Here is an 18963-nt window from a genome sequence, read left to right on the forward strand (position 1 = left end):
AATTAATGGAAATCGTTACCTTCGTCCTGATAGGGACGGTCATCGCTATCCTGATCTATGGCGTCTTGATTTACAACAATCTGGTGCGCTTGAAGCACGACGTCTCCAAGGCATGGTCGAACATCGATGTACTGCTGAAACAGCGTCACGACGAGCTTCCGAAACTGGTCGAGACCTGTAAACAATACATGAAATTCGAACAGGAAACCCTGGAGAAAGTGATGCTTGCCCGCAGTGCGGTAAGTCGTGCCTTAAGCCAGGGTGATGTGGCTGCGGTGGGCGCCGCCGAAAGCCAGATGCGGCTGGGTCTCGGCAACCTGTTCGCGGTAGCTGAAAACTACCCCGACCTGAAGGCCAATGAGACCTTTTTACACCTGCAGTCGAGGATAACGGGACTTGAGAACAGCATCGCAGACCGACGCGAATTCTATAACGAAAGCGTCAACATCAATAACGTCCGGATCGAGCAGTTTCCCGATCTGATCCTGGCGAAACAGTTCGGCTTCAAACCGGCGGAATTGCTGGAATTCGATGAGACTGAATTGAAAGATGTCGACATGGGCGCCCTGTTCAGCTAGGGCCTAGGTAGGTGCTGGGAAATCTTGCCGGTATCGGCGATGGATATTTCTGGTTCTGGACCCTGACGTTGACAGTGTTGACGCTGGTCGCGCTCTATTTCACCTTTAGAAACCTCCATCGAGCCAGGTTGATCGAAGACACGCCCACTTCACTTATCCGATCAGCGCCCCAGGGCTATGTGGAGTTGACCGGCGAGGCGGCGCTGATGACCGGTGAGCCGGTGATTGCCCCCCTCAGCGGCATATCCTGTTGCTGGTGGCGCTATAAGATCGAGAAAAAAAGCGACAAGGGGTGGCGCACGGTACGCTCCGACAGGAGTGAGAGCCTGTTCCTGCTGAAGGATGCAACCGGTGAATGCATACTCGACCCGGAGGGAGCCAACATCTCGCCCAGTGAAAAGAGTATCTGGTACGGACCCAATGAGACACCCTCGGCCGGCCCCGACCGGGGTACCGGCACCGTTCACCGAAAAACGGAAAGATTCGGTGTCCGCATCTCGACCCATCATACCTTCGGCGGTGACTACCGCTACATCGAAGAGACCATTGTCCCCGGCGACCCACTGTATGCCATCGGCCTCTTCAGCTCCATCGGTGAAATCGATCGCAAGGCGATGCGTGACGACATGATCAAGGGCCGACTGCGCCAATGGAAAGCGGATCATGCAACCCTGCTTGAGCGGTTCGATAAAAATCGTGATGGTCAAATCGATATGGATGAATGGGAATCGGTCCGCCGCAGCGCCGAGCGCGAAGTCACCCGGGAGCAGATGCAGCAGGATCAGCAGCCGCTCCATACTCTGAGCAGTACGGGTACCAACCGGCGTCCGCTATTAATCTCGACCAAAGCGGAGTTTGAACTGGTCCGCCACTACCGCTTGCTCACCCTCGCCGCCCTTGCCGCATTCTTCACGGTTGGATCCGGCGCCGTATTTTTTGTCACTTCCCGATTGACCCAACTCTGAATGAAAGCGGCATTCACCCTGCTGCGACAGCCGGTGTTAACAGGCCCTAATTCATGCCGGGGCCCATACAGCTAGCTGTTCCAGGGGTGGACGATAGTGACTGTTGCCGATATCTGAGAGGAAATACATCGAATAACACAGGGCTGAAATCGGCACCGAACTATTCCTACGGCAGCGGTGTAGTGCGAGAATGTATCAACCCGATGACCAGACAGCTATACACAATGACATCAACAGGATTTCAGATGCGAACCAGGACCTATCCACTTGCCCTGATGCTGCTCTTTTGCACATCCACACTGCTTGCCGACAATATCCTCATGGACGACTCCTCGGATGATATTTACTGGCAGCCGGAGGAGCCTTTCAAGGAGGGGGAAACAACACTTCCGGAGAAGATCGACCTGGACGATTTGCAGGCGTTTCAGGTCAGCGCCAATGATCCCAGGTTGCAATATTTTATCGAACGGGGTTCACTGCAGACAGGTGACGATAAGGTCACACGGTTCGTTGTGGTTATCCGCTCACGAACTGGGGCCACAAATACCTCTTATGAAGCATTTCGCTGTGGTGAACGGCTGTTCAAGGTCTACGGCTACGGCAGCGACGACAAACTGTTTGCCGCGACGAAGCCGGAATGGCAGACCATCCCGAAAGATGAGTCAACAGATTTTCGCGCCGCCCTGTATGACGATCTGATCTGCAATCTGCTGACCGGCCAAAGCAATTCACCCGACGCCATCTTTCGCGCCATGCGCGACAATCGCACACTAGCCATTGACTAATCCGGAGCCTACCCCATGAATGCCCTGATCAATATGCAAGGATTGCCCGCTTTCTCTTCCATCACTCCGGATGTGGTTGAGCCTGCCATGGATCAACTGTTGCAGGAGAACCGGCAGACCATTCAACAGCTACTGAGCTCGCAGCAAGAATACACCTGGAAAAATCTGATCGAACCCCTGGAAAAGGCAGAGGATCGTCTCAGCCGTGCCTGGTCACCAGTGAGTCACATGAACGCCGTGGTCAACAATGATGAGCTGCGTACTGCCTATAATGCAGTGCTACCCAAACTGAGCGAGTATGCCACCGAAGTCGGGCAAAACGGCCAACTCTGCAATGCCTACAAACAGGTTGCCGAAGAAGCGGGACTGGACCGAGCCCAGCAAAAGCTGTTGCAGAACGCCTTGCTCGATTTTCACCTGTCCGGTGTCGATCTGGAAGAGGATAAGAAGCAGCGATTCAAGGAGATCAGCCAGGAGCTGTCTCAACTGACCACCAAGTTCGAAGAAAACCTACTCGATGCCACCAACGCCTGGAGCAAACTGATCACGGATGAATCGGACCTGCAGGGTTTGCCGGAATCGGCTTTGGCGCTGGCCCGCCAAACCGCTGCTCAGCGCGACCAGGAGGGATGGTTGCTGACCCTTGAGTATCCCTCCTATCTGCCGGTGATGACCTACGCCGATGATCGTCAACTGCGTCGTGAGATCTATGAGGCATTCGCCACCCGGGCATCGGATCAAGGGCCGCACGCCGGGCAATGGGATAATACCGAAGCCATGGAAAGGATACTCGAACTGCGTCACGAACAGGCTGGCCTGTTGGGATTTTCCAACTATGCCGATCGCTCACTGGCCAAGAAAATGGCCCGTTCAAGCGATGAGGTGATCGCCTTTCTCACAGACCTTGCCGAACGATCGCGCACTCAAGCGGAACGCGAACTGAATGAACTCCGGGAATTCACATCGGAGAGATATGGTTTCGATGATCTGCAGGCGTGGGATATCGGATATTACGCGGAAAAACTGCGCCAGGCTCGTCATAACATATGCCAGGAGGAGCTGAAGCCTTACTTCCCGGAAACCCGTGTATTACCTGGCATGTTCGCGGTGGTGGAGCGTCTGTACGGTATTCGCATCGAAGAGACCAGGGGCATCGACACCTGGCACCCGGACGTTCGTTTCTTCGAGATCCGCGACAGCCACAATCACCTGCGGGGCCAGTTCTATCTCGATCTCTATGCACGCCCCAAGAAGCGTGGCGGTGCCTGGATGGATGAATGTGCAACCCGCTTCTTCACAGACACCGTGGACCAGATCCCGGTCGCCTATCTCACCTGCAACTTCTCACCCCCAGTGGACGGCAAACCCTCGCTCTTCACCCACGATGAGGTGCTGACCCTATTCCATGAATTCGGCCACGGTCTGCACCATCTGTTAACCACGGTGGACTACCCAGCCGTCGCCGGCATCAACGGTGTTGCCTGGGATGCGGTGGAACTGCCCAGCCAGTTCATGGAAAACTGGTGCTGGGAAAAAGCGGCCCTCGATCTGATCTCGGGCCATGTCGACACCGGTGACCCTATTCCCGATGAACTCTATCGGCGCATGTATACGGCGAAAAACTTTCAGTCGGCGATGCAGATGGTGCGTCAGCTGGAGTTCGCGCTGTTCGACTTTCGTATTCACCGCGAATATGATCCACGACGGGGTGGGCGCATCTACGAAATCCTGCAGGAAGTGCGTCAACTGGTGGCTGTCATCACGCCTCCGGCCTGGAACCGGTTCGCCCATGGATTCTCCCATATCTTCGCCGGTGGCTACGCCGCAGGTTACTACAGCTATAAATGGGCGGAAGTACTCTCGGCCGATGCCTTCTCCCTGTTTGAGGAGCGTGGGATATTCAATGCGGATACCGGGCAGGCCTTTCTCCGGGAAGTGTTACAGCAGGGAGGCTCCAGGGACGCAATGGAACTCTTCGTGGCCTTCAGGGGCAGAGAGCCCGAGATTGAACCCCTGCTGCGCCATAGCGGCATCCTGGGCCCCTAGGGCCAGTAATGGTAACGCTGCTGGGCGGAATAACAGCCCCGGCAGCGCCGATTGGAACAGTGTTGACAGGCCTTAAAAAAACCGGGTGACGCTGACGCGCCACCCCTGTCGGGTTTCTTGAATATACCCAACCAACACCACTGATCACCGCCTCATGCACCCTATATCAACCATTTACTGTGAGGTAACAGTTGGCAGGTAAGGCAGATCAACCAGTTTTCGCTAACCCTCCCCAGAGGGATAATCACTCTATTCCGAATTGTGCGATCGAATTATCGCGGAGGGCTAACCCTCAGCGATATAGTCATCCGTATCGTTTCCACAGACTATTTTACGATCCTCCAACACCATGTTCTGGTAGATGCTCTTGGTTACCTCACTTTCAAAGTAGATTTCAACGCCATTATCGCCGTCACCCTCATAGAGACAGGGATGTCCCTCTATATCGGTCACATCACGCAAGGTAATCGGGTCCAAGGTGGTTCGAATATTCATATTCGGCATCTCCGCAAAGCGTCTCTCATCACCTTTAAGCTATAGAAATACCTAGCAAAACAATCAAGTAAATATCGGGCTCTAATCAGATGAGGAAATTGGGGAATTAGCAGACGCTGGCCGCTGAATAAAGATTACGCGGTGGTGAACATTTCGAAAAAGAACCAATAGACGAAACTGGCCAACAACAGACCGAAAAACATCACCGGCAGACCGGTACGCATCCATATCATGGGGGAGATCCTGGCCTCGGGCATACCGCTCTTTTCCGATTCACTGACAGCGATGATGTTGGCGGTAGCACCAAGATGGGTGCCGTTGCCTCCCAGCCCCACTCCCAAGGCCAAGGCCCACCACAGAGGGGCGATATTCACACCGCTGCTCTCAAGCCCAAGGATGATCAGAATCATAGTGACGGTAAAGGGGATATTGTCGACCACCGCACTCAGGATCGCTGCCACCCACATCAGCAACAGCCCGGTCAACATCAGCATGGCAGGGTCCTCTGCCAGCATCGCCAATTTATGGCCGAACAGATCGAGCAATCCCGATGACTCAACGCCGCCGACAATGATGAACAGCCCGGCAAAGAAAAACAGCACCGACCAATTCACCGAACCAAACAATTTCTCCACATCGGGACGCATCGAAATAAGCGCGATACTGACACCGATAAACGAGGCGTAGGCCGGCAATAGATGCAGATTGTGATGGACAAAGAACAGCACCACCACAACCCCAAGGGCAAACAGAATTCTCTTCAGACCCTGGGCGTCCTTGATCGCATGTGTCGCCACCAACTTCCTGGGATCCTCGCCCCCACTTTTGAGCTGATTCCTGAATAGGTACAACATCAGTCCCACAGTACCTATCCACACCACCAATACCGGCAAACCCATGTGTACCAGGAAGGAGTTGAAACTGATATTTGCCGCACTGCCGATCATCAGGTTCGGCGGGTCGCCCACCAGAGTGGCGGCACCGCCGATGTTGGACAGCATCGCCTCCGCCATGAGATAGGGCATCGGATTGATCTTGAGCAGACGACAGATCAAGACCGTCAGCGGCGCAAACACAATGACTGTGGTGACATTATCGAGGATCATGCTGATCACACTTACCGCAAGACTGAGATAGATCAGCAGCAGCTTGGGATTGCCGTTTGCCCAGTGGGTGATGTGCACGGCTGCGAAATCGAAGGCGCCGGTCGGTCGTAACAGGGCCACCAGCATCATCATTGCGGCAAGAAGCAGGATCGTATTGCCGTCAACCGCCAGGATGGCCGCCTCCTGGGTGTAGAACCCCATCAACATGCCAATCCCGATCATCACCACCGCACCGAGGATTGCGGCGATCGTACGGTGCATTTTCTCCGAAAAGATCAGCACATAGGAGAGCACCAGGACAATCGCCGAGGCCCACATTTCCGAGGTTATCGTCTCCATCTGTCCGGTCGTCTACTCGACGCAGCACTCTTTGGTGACGACCGCCCTGGCGATACTCATCCGGGTTACCACACCCTGGTACTCCCCCTCCTCGGTGACAAACAGATATTCTGTATTGTATTGCTCCATGATCGCCAATGCCTTGATTGCCTGAAAATTTGACGACAGCTGAATTGCATCGGGGAAGATGTAATCATCCACCACCTCTTCCATCAGTTCATCCGCGCGCATGTGGGGGAAATCGAGATGCTCGATATCGTCACCGAGCAGATGGGCGCCGTGGATCACATCCTCGGGTATACAGCAGAGCAGAAACAGATGCCTGACGGAGAAACGGCCACTCAGTTTTCCCTCGGCATCCACATAGGGTATCCCCGGAACATCCTTCTCCACACACTCCCACATCACCTCACCGATACGCATCCCCGGATGGGCGACCTTGGTGGGAATCGATATATGTTTGATCTTCATGGTGGCGTTTCATCCATTAATGGCTTCATGGCATGCAACATATGGGCGAAGAGGTGCCGGTTCTGCCGCTCCTCCCTTGCCAGCAGCTGCTTCATATATGCTCGCTGGGTGGGGGCGGTAAAGCAAGCGGGACAGCTATCGGGAATTATCGGTAAACCGGCCTCGACGGCAAAGGCGCCTGTTTGGGTCTCGCGGCAGTAGGCCAGGGGCCGGATAATCCGGATATCTCCCGCATCGTTGAGATAGTGGGCCTTCATGGTGCGCAGCTGCCCTTCATGAAACAAGGACATCAACAGGCTCTCTGCCAGATCATCCAGATGCTGCGCCAGGGCCAGCACGTTATAGCCCTCGCGACGACCTGTGGTATACATAATGCCGCGTTTCATCCGTGCACAGTAGGCACAGAAGGAGTTTCCATCCATGTTCTCCCTGGCCTCTTCCATGATGGGTTGCTCCGCATAGTGCCAAGGCACCCCGAGTCCTTCATAGTAGGCCTTGAGCGGCGCCGGATTGAAACCCTCGATCTGCGGGTCGACAGTGATGACCCCCAGCTCGAAGCGGACCGGGGCATAGCGCTTCAGATGGTAGAGGACCTGCAGTAGTGAGAGGGAATCCTTGCCGCCGGAAACACCCAGCAGGATTCTGTCCCCCTCACGGATCATGTCGAAATCGGCAATCGCCTTGCCGACCTTGCGCAACAGGGATTTCGGTGGTTTTTGATACTCGGTCATCGGTGCATTTTGACATGAAGCCCGGTGGCCACCAATGCTGATGATTGCATTTGGTGGCCGGATCAAGCATCTTTGCGGAATCTCAGCACAATAGAGGATCATGAATATGGATATCTTCGTAATTGTCGTCTTGGTGTTCGCGATCGTACTGGTGGTACTCGGTGCGAAGCGGGTGCCGCAAGGAAACGAATATACCGTGGAGCGTTTCGGGCGCTATACGAAGACCCTGCGACCCGGGCTCAACCTCATTATTCCGATCGTCGATCAGATCGGTAAAAAGATGAATATGATGGAGCAGGTACTGGATGTGCCCTCGCAGGAGGTCATCACCAAGGACAACGCCATGGTCACGGTGGACGGGGTGATCTTTTTTCAGGTACTCGATGCCTCCCAGGCGGCCTACGAGGTCAACAACCTCTACAGCGCCATTCTCAACCTGACCATGACCAATATCCGTACCGTCATGGGTTCGATGGATCTGGACCAGCTGCTCTCCCAACGCGATACCATCAATACCCAACTGCTGACTGTAGTGGACGACGCCACCACACCCTGGGGCGTGAAAGTGACCCGTATCGAGATCAAGGACATCTCGCCCCCGAGAGATCTGGTCGACGCCATGGCCAGGCAGATGAAGGCCGAGCGGGAGAAGCGCGCCGCCATCCTCGAAGCGGAGGGGATGCGCCAATCCGCCATCCTCAAGGCGGAGGGTGAAAAGCAATCCGCCATCCTGGAGGCCGAGGGCGAGAAAGAGGCCGCTTTTCGTGAGGCGGAGGCACGGGAGCGACTGGCTCAGGCAGAAGGAAGGGCGACCGAAATGGTATCGGAAGCGATCGCCAAGGGGGATGTCAATGCCATCAACTACTTCGTTGCACAGCGATATACCGAAGCCCTGCAACAGATTGCCGCGGCCGAAAACCAGAAGGTCATCATGATGCCGCTGGAGGCGTCGAGCCTGATCGGTTCCCTTGCCGGAATCACTGAAATTGCCAAGCAGTCATTCGACACAAAGACAAAAGGAGTGGATTGATGCAGTGGTTCACCCAGCTCGATTACTGGCACTGGCTGATACTTGCCGTGGTGCTGATGATTCTCGAGGTCTTCTCACCCGGCGCCTTTCTCCTATGGCTGGGCCTGGCGGCGGGAACGGTTGGTTTGCTGTTATTGCTGATACCTGACATCACCTGGCAGATACAGATGCTGCTGTTTGCCTTGTTGAGTGTCACGATCATTGTCCTGGTGCGCGCCTTTCTCCAGCGCAGACCCATCGAAACCGACCAGCCCCATCTCAATCGAAGGGGTGAGCAGTATCTCGACCGCACCTTCACCCTTCAGGAACCCATTGTCAATGGCGAGGGTAAGATCCATGTGGACGACACCACCTGGAAGATCACCGGAGAGGATTGTCCCGCCGGAACCCGAATCAGAATCTCCGGTGTGCAGGGTGTAGTATTGCAGGTCTCTCCAGTCGACTGATACTTTCAGCTTGTTAATGTTCAGGCATCTGTAAAGTCCGGCAAAAAGAGCTATTATGATTTTGGGAAAACAAACTCAAGAATCCCTTTGGTCGTACCGATATATAAAATAGGCCTGTCACTAAATGTTGCCGTAAATCGTTGAACGGGATAGGTCAGCGGTCGGGGAATTTCCACAGCTCATTCCCTCAATCAGTCACCGCCTCATGGATGAGCTGTCGCACTAAAACCTGGCGGCATTCAGAGGCAACTGACATGCACACAGAGACCCACGCAATTCTATTCGTCGACAGTGATAGCAATCAGCTACAGTCCTTGAAACGAACCCTGCGCGAATTCAGGGATAAATGGCAACTCCACTATGCCGAAGATGCACAACAGGCTCTGGAAATCATGCAGCAGGCAGCCGTGGACATTGTGGTCAGTGAAACCCAGCTCGCCGGCATGCCGGGCAGTGAACTGCTGAAAGAGATCAAACTCCACTACCCGAGTACAACACGGTTATTGTTTTCAGGGCAGGCGATGCGCCCCCCGGCACAGGAGGTTGTCCATCATACCCACCAGTTCATCGCCAAGCCTTGCAGTAGCGACGAGCTGATTAACATCCTGCACCGGGTATTTCATTTACGAAGTCTGTTAAGCAATCCATCCATCGAGGAGATGATCAGCAGCCTGGGCACCCTGCCCAGTCTACCCTCAACCTATCAGCAGATGATTACAGCCCTGCAATCCGACACCGCCTCGGTCCAGGATATCGGCAAGATCGTGGCTCAGGATATCGGCATGTCGGCGAAAATTCTGCAGATGGTCAACTCGGCCTTCTTCGGTCTGCCACAGCAGGTCGCCTCACCGGAACGTGCCGTAACGCTTTTGGGCATAGAGGCGGCCAGCAACCTGGCACTGACCGCTGGTGTCTTTTCACAACTCGAACCCGATGTGATGAAAGAGTTTCACCTGGAACAACTGTGGCAGCACAGCTTGCTCGTCTCGGGACTGGTACAACGCCTTTCCCAGGCAGCCGGGATGGACCAGCAACAGCGTCAGCTTCCGATAATGGCGGGTCTGATGCATGACCTGGGGAAACTGCTCCTGGCCACCCATAATAGCGCAGAGTATCGACGTATCGTGCAACAGGCAGGGCGGGATAATGCACCGCTGTATGAGATCGAATCTGAATCATTATGGTGTAGCCATGCCACCGTTGGCGCCTATCTGATGGGGTTGTGGGGACTTCCCTTCAGTGCAGTCGAGGCGGTTGCCCTGCACCACACAGCGGAAGAGCAGAGTCGCGAGCGTCTCGATTGCCTGCTGGTATACGCCGCCAACCTGCTTGTGAACGGATTCAAGAACACTCGATACAACGACTACTATTCTACAGAGCGGTTGGAGGCCCTGCTGACAGCTGATGAGTTTAGTAAGTGGAGATCCATTACTGAGGAGTACCTTAATGGAAAAGCTGCCTGAAAAGGTCCTGATGGTCGATGACGACCGCAATCTGCTCGATTCTTTCCGTCGTCAATTTCGTAAACGTCTCAATCTAGAAACCGCCACCAGCGGCGCGGACGGGGTACAGGCTGTTCAGGATGGCGGACCATTTGCGGTGGTTATCTCCGATATGCAGATGCCGAATATGAACGGGATTGAGTTTCTCTCCAAGGTACATACGATTTCACCTAATACGGTTCGCATCATGCTCACCGGTAACGCCAACCTGGATGTGGCCATTGATGCGGTCAACGACGGTCATATCTTTCGTTTCCTGAACAAACCCGTGGAGACTGACCAGCTCTATCAGACAATTACCGATGCCGTACAGCAGTATCGCCTGATCACCTCGGAAAAGATACTCCTGAATAAGACCCTCAAAGGCGCAGTCGACCTGATGGCGGATATACTCAGCATGGTCAATCCGGTCGCCTTCAGCCATTCGTCACGGATCAAACAATATGCCCATACCATCGTCAACAGTCTCTCCCTGGAAGACAGCTGGCACTACAACCTTGCCGCCATGTTGTGCCAATTGGGCTATATCAGCCTGCCGGAGGACCTGGTACGCAAAGTCGCTGAAGGCGAGGAGTTGAGTCAGGCGGAACGCCAGCACTACGCATCTCATCCCGCCATGGGGGCAAGGCTCCTGAAACACATCCCCAGACTGGAAGTCGTCTCCGAGATGGTGGAGCGACAGAACGATAATGTGGGAAAGATCGAATTTCAGGGAAAACTCTCAAATCAGAACAAGGCTGTTCTCGGTGGCCAGATCTTACGTGTCGCTATTGCCTATGAGCACCTGGTCAGCCAAGGCATGGATGAGCAGGCAGCGATCGACGAGCTTAAGGACAACCCTGCAAACTATGATCCGATACTGGTCGAAACCCTGGCACTGGGCTCTCAGGACCGCAAGGTTGAGGTCATGACGCTACCTATCGATAAGCTGGAACCCGGACTGATACTCGATCAACCGATCAAGACACAAGCCGGCACACTGCTGGTGGCCAAGGGTCAGGCGCTCAGCCAGGCAGTACTATTCCGGCTATTGGCGGCAGAAGAGAGCGGGATCGTATCCGGTTCGGTAAGAGTGTTCAAGGTCACTTGACGCTACCGGTTGTCGCGGGGTTTCATACCACCACGCCTCAAGGTCCATCTGCCGGCATCCTTCAATCCTTGGCATTCTGATGGGGGTACTTAGGCTGAGTTTCTCTGCAGCGGCAAGCGCATCACGAATGTTGTGCCGTTCCCCTCCTCTGTCTCGAAAAACAGTTCCCCCTGGTGTTTGCCCATCACGATATCCTGGGCAATCGCCAATCCCTGCCCGGTGCCACGCCCTACATCCTTGGTGGTAAAGAAGGGATTGAAAACAGAGTCCTGCACCTCCATGGGTATGCCGGTACCCGTATCCGCAACCCTTACCTCCACACTATTCTCACTGTGAGACGTGGTGATGGTGATTTTTCCCTTCTGCTGCAACTGGGCCGCTTCTATGGCATGGGCCGCATTGATAACCAAATTGAGCACAACCTGGGAGATCTCGCCCCCCAGGCACTCGACTTGAGGCAGGTTGTCACCAAGCTTCAAATCCGTATCCGCCACATATTTCCATTCGTTCTTACAGACTGCGACAGCATTGCTGACAATCCGATTCATATCCGCCAGGGCCATCTGCTTTGAGCCGGGATGGGCAAACTCTTTCATTGCCAGCACAATATGCGCAACCTGACTGGCACCGGAGATCGACTGCTGTATGGCGTTAGATGTCTCCTCCTCCAGGTAGGCCAGATCGATCTCATCAATGGTTTCCTTCACTTTAGCCGCTTCCGCTCCCAACTCAGGTATCTCAGCGGCCTTGTGCATAAGGTTTGAGTAATCCTGCAGCAGTGAACCCAAATCTTCGTAGGATTCCTTGATGAATTTAAGGTTATCGCCAACATACTGAATCGGGGTATTGATCTCATGGGCGATGCCCCCCGCCAGCTGCCCCACCGCTTCCATCTTGTGGGTTTGATTCAGTTGGCGCTCCAGGTTTCTGCGCTCCTCATCGGCACGTTTCCGTTCAGAGATATCATTAAATGTGACCACCACGCCGCTATCGCTCACCTCTCTGAGCAGGGGTGATACCGAGAAGGCAACATCGACCTGACGGCCCTCTTTGTGGAGAAATACATCATCGAAGCCGGTGCGGATCAATCCATCTCTCAGGGTCATGTCGATTGCCGATTTGACGCTATTCTCGCCGGTGGGCTGCTTGTCTCCGTAGACCAATTCGACAAATTGGCATCCCTCCATTTCCACACCATCCCAGCCCAACAACCATTCACTCTCCGGGTTGGTATATCGCACTGCCCCTTGCTGGTCGATAACCACAAACCCTTCGCTCATGCTGTTGGTCACATCACTCAGAAATTGCTCCTTCTCCCTCAGTTCATTCTTGGTGCGGTTCAATAGGTTGAATTGGTTTCGTAATTGTTGGATCAGCAAGACACTGGTCAGGGAAATAAGCACGAAACCGGCCACATGCATGAAGGTCATCATCTGCTTGAACTGGAATTGCGAATCCATGATCGGTTGCGCCATCACCTTGACGCTGATGCCGCCACGTAAATCACCTACTTTTTTGCCCTCGTAACCATGACACTGGATACACTGCTCCTGCATGAATACCGGGCCGATATACCTGAAATATCCTTGCGCCTGGTCCAGGAACGGCTGGAACACATACCCAGTCCCATTCTCAAGTTTGGAAAGCGCTTCCATTTCCCACGCTTCTGCCATATTTTCCGGATTCACCGGCTGTGCCGACACTGTTCTGTAGTGAATATCATCCATAACCTGTTTCTTGAAAACGGCAGGATCATTGGCCATCAAAACAGGATTGATCTTGGTAAGCCTGACCATCTCAAACATAATGCGTCCGCGTTCAAAGGCGATATCTTTGACGGATCGATCGATACGGGAGAGATTCCATATCAAGGAAGTGGTGGTTATGAGTAACCAAAACAATACCGGAAACAACCAGTAATACCTGGATTGCAAAAGCCTAATCAACATGACTCCACCTATTGCAGGAGAGAGCGGGTAAGGCGGCAGGTTGTTATTAGGGCCTGTTTACAGGCCCTAGGGTATCAGTACCAGCTTACCTTGCATCCGTCCCTGTTCGATCAATTCATGGGCCTTTACAGCCTGATCCAGCGGTAATGAATCGCTGACATGGATCCGCAGGGATCCGCTGTCTATCATTTCCGCGCAATCACTTAAAATAGCGACCTGGTTCGCTCTCGCTTGAGGAAGATGGCGCAGCATCGGCGTCAGCATCAGGGTAAAACCGACACGCAGGTTACGGTTTCGAGCCTCTTTCCAGTCCACCGCCGGTCCCGGGTCGAGCAGCGTGACCAGGTCCCCGTAGGGCGATGTGGCGTCTATCGATGCCTTGAAGACATCCCCCCCCACCGTGTCGAGTACCACATCCGCACCTGCACCGCCGGTTAACGCCATCACCTGGTCCACAAATCCGTGCTCCCTGTACAAAATCGACTCATCAGCACCGAGGGAGGCGACAAATGCCTGCTTCTCTTTCGTACTCACAGTGGTCAGCACACGCGCACCCGCCTGTTTAGCCAGTTGAATCGCCACATGGCCGACGCCACCTGCACCGGCATGCACCAACAGGGTCTTTTCATCGGTCAGACGCGCGCGCCCGAACAGCGCTTCCCACGCGGTGATCAGTACCAAGGGGGCGGCTGCGGCATGGATAAAATCGACGGACACCGGTTTTTTGCAACAGACCGACTCTTCGATGACGGCATATTCCGCATAATTCCCATGCAGTCCACCCAGTCCGCCATCGCAGTACCAGACTTCGTCACCAGAGCGAAACTGAGTCACCTGGCTGCCTGTCTCGACCACAACCCCGGCACCATCACATCCCAATACCGCCGGCACGCCATCGGGTAGAAAGAGTCCTCTGGAACGAAGTTTGGTGTCGACCGGATTGACCCCCGACGCCTCGATGCGCACCTTCACCTGTGTTGCCGAGGTGATTTCCGGCGTTTCGATCTCTTCAAGGGAGAGGACCTCAGGACCTCCGGTTTCTCTCATTACCACTGCCTTCATCTATCACCTCCGAATGAATAGATCATCTCCTCAGTGTTCACTCCCCTTTCTCTCGCCCAAGGGGGCCAGCAAGAGATAGAGGATCCATGCAAACCATGAGACAAAAACCACCGCAAGAATCCAGAACAGCTTCTCAGCGCCATTGGTTTTTCGCGACCGCAAAATCAGCAGGATGGGCAAAAACCAGATGAATCCCGCCACCAGCAGGGCCGTGAGGCTAAGCCCCAGAATGGATGTCATAACAAACCCCTCTAATCATCAGGCTAGTTTGGAGCCCCCGACGACAATCTGCAAGCCTTTGGCGGAACACTCCTTTTCTCAAAATAATTGTTTTGATGCCAGTTAACATCCAAATAATCGTCACATGGAGGATGACATACTTGATCCGCAACAGATAGTGTTAAGCTATAGCCGACCAAATTCACCGATGCCTGGAATCCGATGACACATGCCAAACCCAATCCGGATAAGGCCTTTCAGCTGCGTGCACATCAAGAGAGCCTCAAGCAATGCAGTCGCTGTGATGCAATGATCGGGCCGGTCGTGACTGGACAACCTGTCGCCTCACCCGTACTTCTGGTGGGCCAGGCACCGGGTACAAAAGAGGGTATGGCAGGGAGGCCATTTGCGTGGACTGCGGGTAAAACCCTTTTCAACTGGTTCGGACGCCTGGGTATTGACGAGGAACAGTTCCGCCGGCAGGTCTACATGTCTGCCGTCTGCCGCTGTTTCCCCGGCAAGAACCCCAAAGGTGGCGACCGGGTACCAAACACACAGGAGATCGAGGCCTGTAGCCAATGGTTGCATCGGGAGCTCGAGCTGTTGCGCCCGCAGCTGATCCTTCCGGTAGGCAAGCTGGCAATCACACAATTCATCGACGTGGACAAGCTCACACAGGTCATCGGCCACGTTCATTCCATACAGCTGCAAAATGGGATATGCGATATGATACCCCTGCCCCACCCCTCTGGCGCCTCGACATGGCACAGAACAGAACCGGGCAAGAGCCTGTTGCAAAAGGCGCTCGAACTGATAGGCAGGCATAGGGCCTGGAATAACCTGCCGAAGGCTGCTGAACAAATGCATGGTTAAAAAAACATAATATTGAGGAGGAATAGCATGTCGGAAGAGATTGGCAAGTTCACGATCCAACTTGAACAGGAGGATGACTACGCATTCAGGGTGAAATTCGATTTAAAGAAGGCGCCGGACATCATCATGGACGAGCCTCCCCCATTGGGCGAACGCAACGGGCCCAATGCCTCGCGCATGTTGGCGGCGGCGGCTGCCAATTGCCTCAGCGCCAGCCTGATGTTCTGTCTTGCCAAGGAGGATGTACCGGCAAGAAACGTCCACACCGAAGTCACCTGTACCATGATAAGAAATGAGAAAAAAAGACTACGCGTGGGACGACTGGATGTAAGTATCACCGCGGGTGACGAACTGCTGGCCTCCAGGAAACTCGATCGCTGCATGACCCTTTTCGAAGACTTCTGTGTGGTCACTGCCAGTATTCGCGAAGGTATACCGGTCGGGGTCGAAGTGGTGAACAGCGCCGGAGACCTTCTGCACAAAGCGGAATGACGCCATGGGCCGGAAAATCACACTGAAGACATCGCAGGATGAACCTTTCAGCGCCTACCTCACCGGCGATAAGGCGGCAGCATCTGCCGTGATGATTTTACATGAGTGGTGGGGAGTCATGCCCCATAACCGGCTGTGGGCCGACAGATTAGCCGACATCGGCCACCTGGCGCTGGTGGTCGACCTCTACGACGGCCGCACGACCGATGATCCGGAGTTGGCTGCGGAGATGATGCGCAATATCGATCAACAGCGCGCCGATCGAAAATTGCTGACCGCCATCGACTTTCTGCATACAACCGGTAGGCGCGTCGCCTCCTTCGGCTGCTCCTTTGGCGGCAAGGAGTCGATGCGGGCGAGCCTGCTGCAAGCGGACAAAGTCAGTGCCACAATCGTTGCTTACTGCCGCATGGAAACCGAAGTGGAGCGCCTGAAAAAATTGTCTGGACCAGTATTGGCCATCTATGCCCGGCAAGAACGCAATTGGCCGGAAAAACAGGAGGCCTTCGAGACGGCAATGAAGGCGGCGGGTAAGCAGACCGAATCGGTCGGATTCGATGCCGCCCATGGCTTCACCAATCCCACCAGCCCGCGCTATGACGAGGCGGCTGATAAGGCATCCTGGGCGTGTATCGTCGATTTTCTGCAACGGTATTTAGGCTAGCCTGTAGGCTTATGAGGATCAAATGGCATTAATCGAACGGGTTCCCACCGAACTGAAGGAAATCCAGAGCGGTCTGCCGCAAACTAGAGTTTCGAAGAACGCCGAATCTGGGTGCAGTGGTGCGGTTACTCAGCTAGCCTATTCTTTCAAACAGTAAATAGAAAAGAGATCAGTGCAGGCTGAGGGGTTGTTGTGCCTGATTCTGTGTTATCCCCCATATTGAGCCTATATCAATTCCTTGAATCTTTCGATTATTCACATAATCGCACGATATATCGCTGTTATTTCTGACTGGATGGCATGACCTTCTTGTATCTTTACCCGTCAGAAGGAAGGCTATTTAGCAATGAGTGTCTTGTCAATCTGTGATGGATGTCTTGTCAATCTGTCAATCTTGATTCGGGACGCCTGCGATCAACAGACCAACCCCTATCATCTTGCCGGGATCGGACTATACCTCGCCGATGAATGGGTCAACACACTCGACGGGGAACTTGAAGCGCTCAGGGCATTGAGGCAACCTCAGCCATAAACACGGCGCTTAAAAAAGCAAAAGCCCCGTTCGGTAATGAGCGAGGCTTTATTTTCGAGGGAGGCATTTAATGGCTGTCCCGATTTATTTCGTATTCTTGGCGTACTTGCATCTCTCCTGCTAGCGCGTTCTCAAAAAAATAACTGACTGATTCCCATCTTGCTTCTGGATAGTTCATACCCTCCGAATAAAAATATACTTGAGGATCTTCACTCTCCCCCAGCAAAAAATATCCAAATTCATAACCCTGATGCATAAAAATGATAAATGCATTTTTTGGCAATAGACTGCTTTTACCTTCTTCTTCTAGCAATTCGACAGCCCATTCTTGTATCTCTAGAATGCTATCAAAAAAAATATCTGTTCCCTGGAGAAATGTTCCACTTGATTTCCCCAAGTTTTTCAAAAATTTTTTATACTCCAATGGCAACTGATACCCAGCAGTTTCTTCAATTCTTTTGATTTCAGATTCAACGCAACCTGTTATTTCTTTTTTCTCTGCAAAATAAACCGGACACCCATCGATAATTTGCCAAAATAGTTTAAGTCTGGCAATCTCTACTCATCATCAGCTATCAAGGAGTGATACGATGCCCAAACCAAGGAAAGCCCTGGTGCTTCTGGAAGAGACACCCTATTACCACTGCGTGTCGCGCTGTGTGCGCCGCGCCTTTCTCTGCGGTGTGGACGCTCATACCGGCAAAAGCTATGAACATCGACGCCAGTGGATCATCGACCGCATGAAATTGCTGGCCGATATCTTTGCCATCGATATCTGTTCCTATGCCGTTCTTTCGAATCACTATCACGTTATTCTTCATGTCGATTCTGGGTGTGCAGCCAAGTGGAGTGACCAAGAGGTCATCGAGCGTTGGGAGCTCCTCTTTTCACTCCCGGTGATTGTCCAGCGCTATCTGGGTAAAGAGCCTATCACTCAGGCAGAGCGCGATACGGTTTCTGAATTAATAATTAAATGGCGTATACGGCTTCACGACATCAGCTGGTTTATGCGCTGTGTCAATGAACCCATTGCTCGCCAAGCCAACAAAGAGGATGGCTGTACGGGGCGCTACTGGGAGGGGCGATATAAATCACAGGCTCTGTTGGATGAGAAGGCCCTGGCGGCTTGTATGGCCTATGTGGATCTCAATCCGGTTCGGGCAGGAATGGCGGAGACACCCGAGCAGTCTGAATATACCTCCTTCAAAGAGCGATCCTATTTTTTCAAAAAGAACTCTGGTAGGGCCAAAGAATCCAACACTCCCAATGGTCTGCTACCGTTTGCCGGCTACCTGCGAAAAAATATGCCTAAGGGACTACCCTTTCGCCTCAAAGACTATCTTGAGCTCGTCGATTGGACGGGGCGCGCTATCCTGGAAAACAAACGCGGCTACATACCTGATCATCAACCTCCTGTTCTTGAACGATTACAGGTCGATCCCAAGCATTGGCTCTACATGACGCAGCATTTTGAAAGTCGCTTTAAGGGGCTGGTGGGAGCAAGTCATGCACTTAAAGCGGTCTGTCGTAAACTTGAGTTTCGAAGAACGCCGAATCCAGTGTTGCGGTTACTCAGCTAGCCTATTCT

At 53.5% G+C, this 18963-nt stretch carries 20 protein-coding genes and 2 pseudogenes; 14 read left to right on the forward strand and 8 right to left on the reverse strand.

Features of this window, described 5'->3' with window-relative positions; all coding sequences use genetic code 11:
- Nucleotides 1-5 precede the first annotated feature (5 nt).
- The 4 genes from CODIS_RS11335 (at nucleotide 6) to prlC (ending at nucleotide 4374) form a co-directional block, all read left to right on the forward strand.
- Nucleotides 6-578, forward strand: a complete 573-nt coding sequence (locus CODIS_RS11335) for a LemA family protein (RefSeq protein ID WP_069124927.1) — start codon at nucleotides 6-8, stop codon at nucleotides 576-578.
- An 11-nt stretch (nucleotides 579-589) separates the two neighbouring features.
- On the forward strand, nucleotides 590-1543 hold the full coding sequence (locus CODIS_RS11340; protein WP_069124928.1) for a GIDE domain-containing protein: 954 nt from the start codon (nucleotides 590-592) through the stop codon (nucleotides 1541-1543).
- 245 nt (nucleotides 1544-1788) lie between these two features.
- Nucleotides 1789-2328: a CNP1-like family protein gene (locus tag CODIS_RS11345; protein WP_069124929.1), complete on the forward strand. Its 540-nt coding sequence runs from the start codon at nucleotides 1789-1791 to the stop codon at nucleotides 2326-2328.
- A 15-nt stretch (nucleotides 2329-2343) separates the two neighbouring features.
- Complete coding sequence (prlC, locus tag CODIS_RS11350) at nucleotides 2344-4374, forward strand: oligopeptidase A (protein WP_069124930.1); 2031 nt, start codon at nucleotides 2344-2346, stop codon at nucleotides 4372-4374.
- Nucleotides 4375-4659: 285 nt separating this feature from the next.
- Here prlC and CODIS_RS11355 read toward each other — a convergent pair whose 3' ends face one another.
- From CODIS_RS11355 to CODIS_RS11370, 4 genes are all read right to left on the reverse strand, one after another.
- Nucleotides 4660-4869 carry a hypothetical protein gene (locus CODIS_RS11355; protein WP_069125092.1) on the reverse strand — a complete coding sequence of 70 codons (210 nt, stop codon included), beginning with the start codon at nucleotides 4867-4869 and terminating at the stop codon, nucleotides 4660-4662.
- 134 nt (nucleotides 4870-5003) lie between these two features.
- Nucleotides 5004-6314, reverse strand: coding sequence for an ArsB/NhaD family transporter (locus CODIS_RS11360; protein WP_069124931.1), 1311 nt, complete (start codon nucleotides 6312-6314; stop codon nucleotides 5004-5006).
- Nucleotides 6315-6326: 12 nt separating this feature from the next.
- Nucleotides 6327-6785, reverse strand: coding sequence for a CBS domain-containing protein (locus CODIS_RS11365; RefSeq protein ID WP_069124932.1), 459 nt, complete (start codon nucleotides 6783-6785; stop codon nucleotides 6327-6329).
- Complete coding sequence (locus tag CODIS_RS11370) at nucleotides 6782-7516, reverse strand: PP-loop family protein (RefSeq protein ID WP_069125095.1); 735 nt, start codon at nucleotides 7514-7516, stop codon at nucleotides 6782-6784. The genes CODIS_RS11365 and CODIS_RS11370 overlap by 4 nt, the downstream gene beginning before the upstream one ends.
- A gap of 106 nt (nucleotides 7517-7622) precedes the next feature.
- On the opposite strand from CODIS_RS11370, the gene CODIS_RS11375 reads away from it, so the two are divergent.
- The 5 genes and pseudogenes from CODIS_RS11375 to CODIS_RS21735 form a co-directional block, all read left to right on the forward strand.
- Nucleotides 7623-8546, forward strand: a complete 924-nt coding sequence (locus tag CODIS_RS11375; protein WP_069125101.1) for an SPFH domain-containing protein — start codon at nucleotides 7623-7625, stop codon at nucleotides 8544-8546.
- Nucleotides 8546-8992: an NfeD family protein gene (locus CODIS_RS11380; protein WP_069124933.1), complete on the forward strand. Its 447-nt coding sequence runs from the start codon at nucleotides 8546-8548 to the stop codon at nucleotides 8990-8992. The genes CODIS_RS11375 and CODIS_RS11380 overlap by 1 nt, the downstream gene beginning before the upstream one ends.
- Before the next feature lie 254 nt (nucleotides 8993-9246).
- The gene (locus CODIS_RS11385) at nucleotides 9247-10455 is read left to right on the forward strand and encodes a response regulator (RefSeq protein WP_069124934.1); all 1209 of its coding nucleotides are present in this window, start codon (nucleotides 9247-9249) and stop codon (nucleotides 10453-10455) included.
- Between the two features lie 10 nt (nucleotides 10456-10465).
- Nucleotides 10466-10780: pseudogene (locus CODIS_RS21730) on the forward strand (response regulator); the annotation flags it as partial.
- Nucleotides 10781-10882: 102 nt separating this feature from the next.
- Nucleotides 10883-11584, forward strand: a pseudogene (locus CODIS_RS21735) (HD domain-containing phosphohydrolase); the annotation flags it as partial.
- 89 nt (nucleotides 11585-11673) lie between these two features.
- Here the strand turns inward: CODIS_RS21735 and CODIS_RS11395 are convergent.
- The 3 genes from CODIS_RS11395 to CODIS_RS11405 all read right to left on the reverse strand — a co-directional run bounded on the left by CODIS_RS11395 (nucleotide 11674) and on the right by CODIS_RS11405 (nucleotide 14835).
- Entirely contained in the window at nucleotides 11674-13533 is a 1860-nt protein-coding gene (locus CODIS_RS11395; RefSeq protein ID WP_069124936.1) for an ATP-binding protein, read from the reverse strand.
- Nucleotides 13534-13599: 66 nt separating this feature from the next.
- Nucleotides 13600-14595 carry a zinc-dependent alcohol dehydrogenase family protein gene (locus CODIS_RS11400; protein ID WP_069124937.1) on the reverse strand — a complete coding sequence of 332 codons (996 nt, stop codon included), beginning with the start codon at nucleotides 14593-14595 and terminating at the stop codon, nucleotides 13600-13602.
- A 30-nt stretch (nucleotides 14596-14625) separates the two neighbouring features.
- Nucleotides 14626-14835, reverse strand: a complete 210-nt coding sequence (locus tag CODIS_RS11405) for a hypothetical protein (protein WP_069124938.1) — start codon at nucleotides 14833-14835, stop codon at nucleotides 14626-14628.
- 201 nt (nucleotides 14836-15036) lie between these two features.
- Between CODIS_RS11405 and CODIS_RS11410 the strand changes: the two genes are divergently transcribed.
- From CODIS_RS11410 to CODIS_RS11425, 4 genes are all read left to right on the forward strand, one after another.
- Nucleotides 15037-15687, forward strand: a complete 651-nt coding sequence (locus CODIS_RS11410; RefSeq protein WP_235615200.1) for a uracil-DNA glycosylase family protein — start codon at nucleotides 15037-15039, stop codon at nucleotides 15685-15687.
- 27 nt (nucleotides 15688-15714) lie between these two features.
- A complete protein-coding gene (locus tag CODIS_RS11415; protein ID WP_069124939.1) occupies nucleotides 15715-16179 on the forward strand; it encodes an OsmC family protein in 465 nt (154 codons plus the stop codon).
- Nucleotides 16180-16183: 4 nt separating this feature from the next.
- Nucleotides 16184-16843 carry a dienelactone hydrolase family protein gene (locus CODIS_RS11420; RefSeq protein ID WP_069124940.1) on the forward strand — a complete coding sequence of 220 codons (660 nt, stop codon included), beginning with the start codon at nucleotides 16184-16186 and terminating at the stop codon, nucleotides 16841-16843.
- 346 nt (nucleotides 16844-17189) lie between these two features.
- Nucleotides 17190-17375 (forward strand): hypothetical protein, encoded by a 186-nt coding sequence (locus tag CODIS_RS11425; RefSeq protein WP_069124941.1) that lies wholly within the window; start codon nucleotides 17190-17192, stop codon nucleotides 17373-17375.
- 67 nt (nucleotides 17376-17442) lie between these two features.
- Here CODIS_RS11425 and CODIS_RS11430 read toward each other — a convergent pair whose 3' ends face one another.
- The gene (locus CODIS_RS11430; protein WP_083220711.1) at nucleotides 17443-17931 is read right to left on the reverse strand and encodes an SMI1/KNR4 family protein; all 489 of its coding nucleotides are present in this window, start codon (nucleotides 17929-17931) and stop codon (nucleotides 17443-17445) included.
- Between the two features lie 34 nt (nucleotides 17932-17965).
- Between CODIS_RS11430 and CODIS_RS11435 the strand changes: the two genes are divergently transcribed.
- Nucleotides 17966-18955 (forward strand): transposase, encoded by a 990-nt coding sequence (locus CODIS_RS11435; protein WP_069124943.1) that lies wholly within the window; start codon nucleotides 17966-17968, stop codon nucleotides 18953-18955.
- The last annotated feature ends 8 nt before the right edge of the window (nucleotides 18956-18963 follow it).

This window comes from Candidatus Thiodiazotropha endolucinida (assembly GCF_001715975.1).
Taxonomy (GTDB): Bacteria; Pseudomonadota; Gammaproteobacteria; order Chromatiales; family Chromatiaceae; genus Thiodiazotropha; species Thiodiazotropha endolucinida.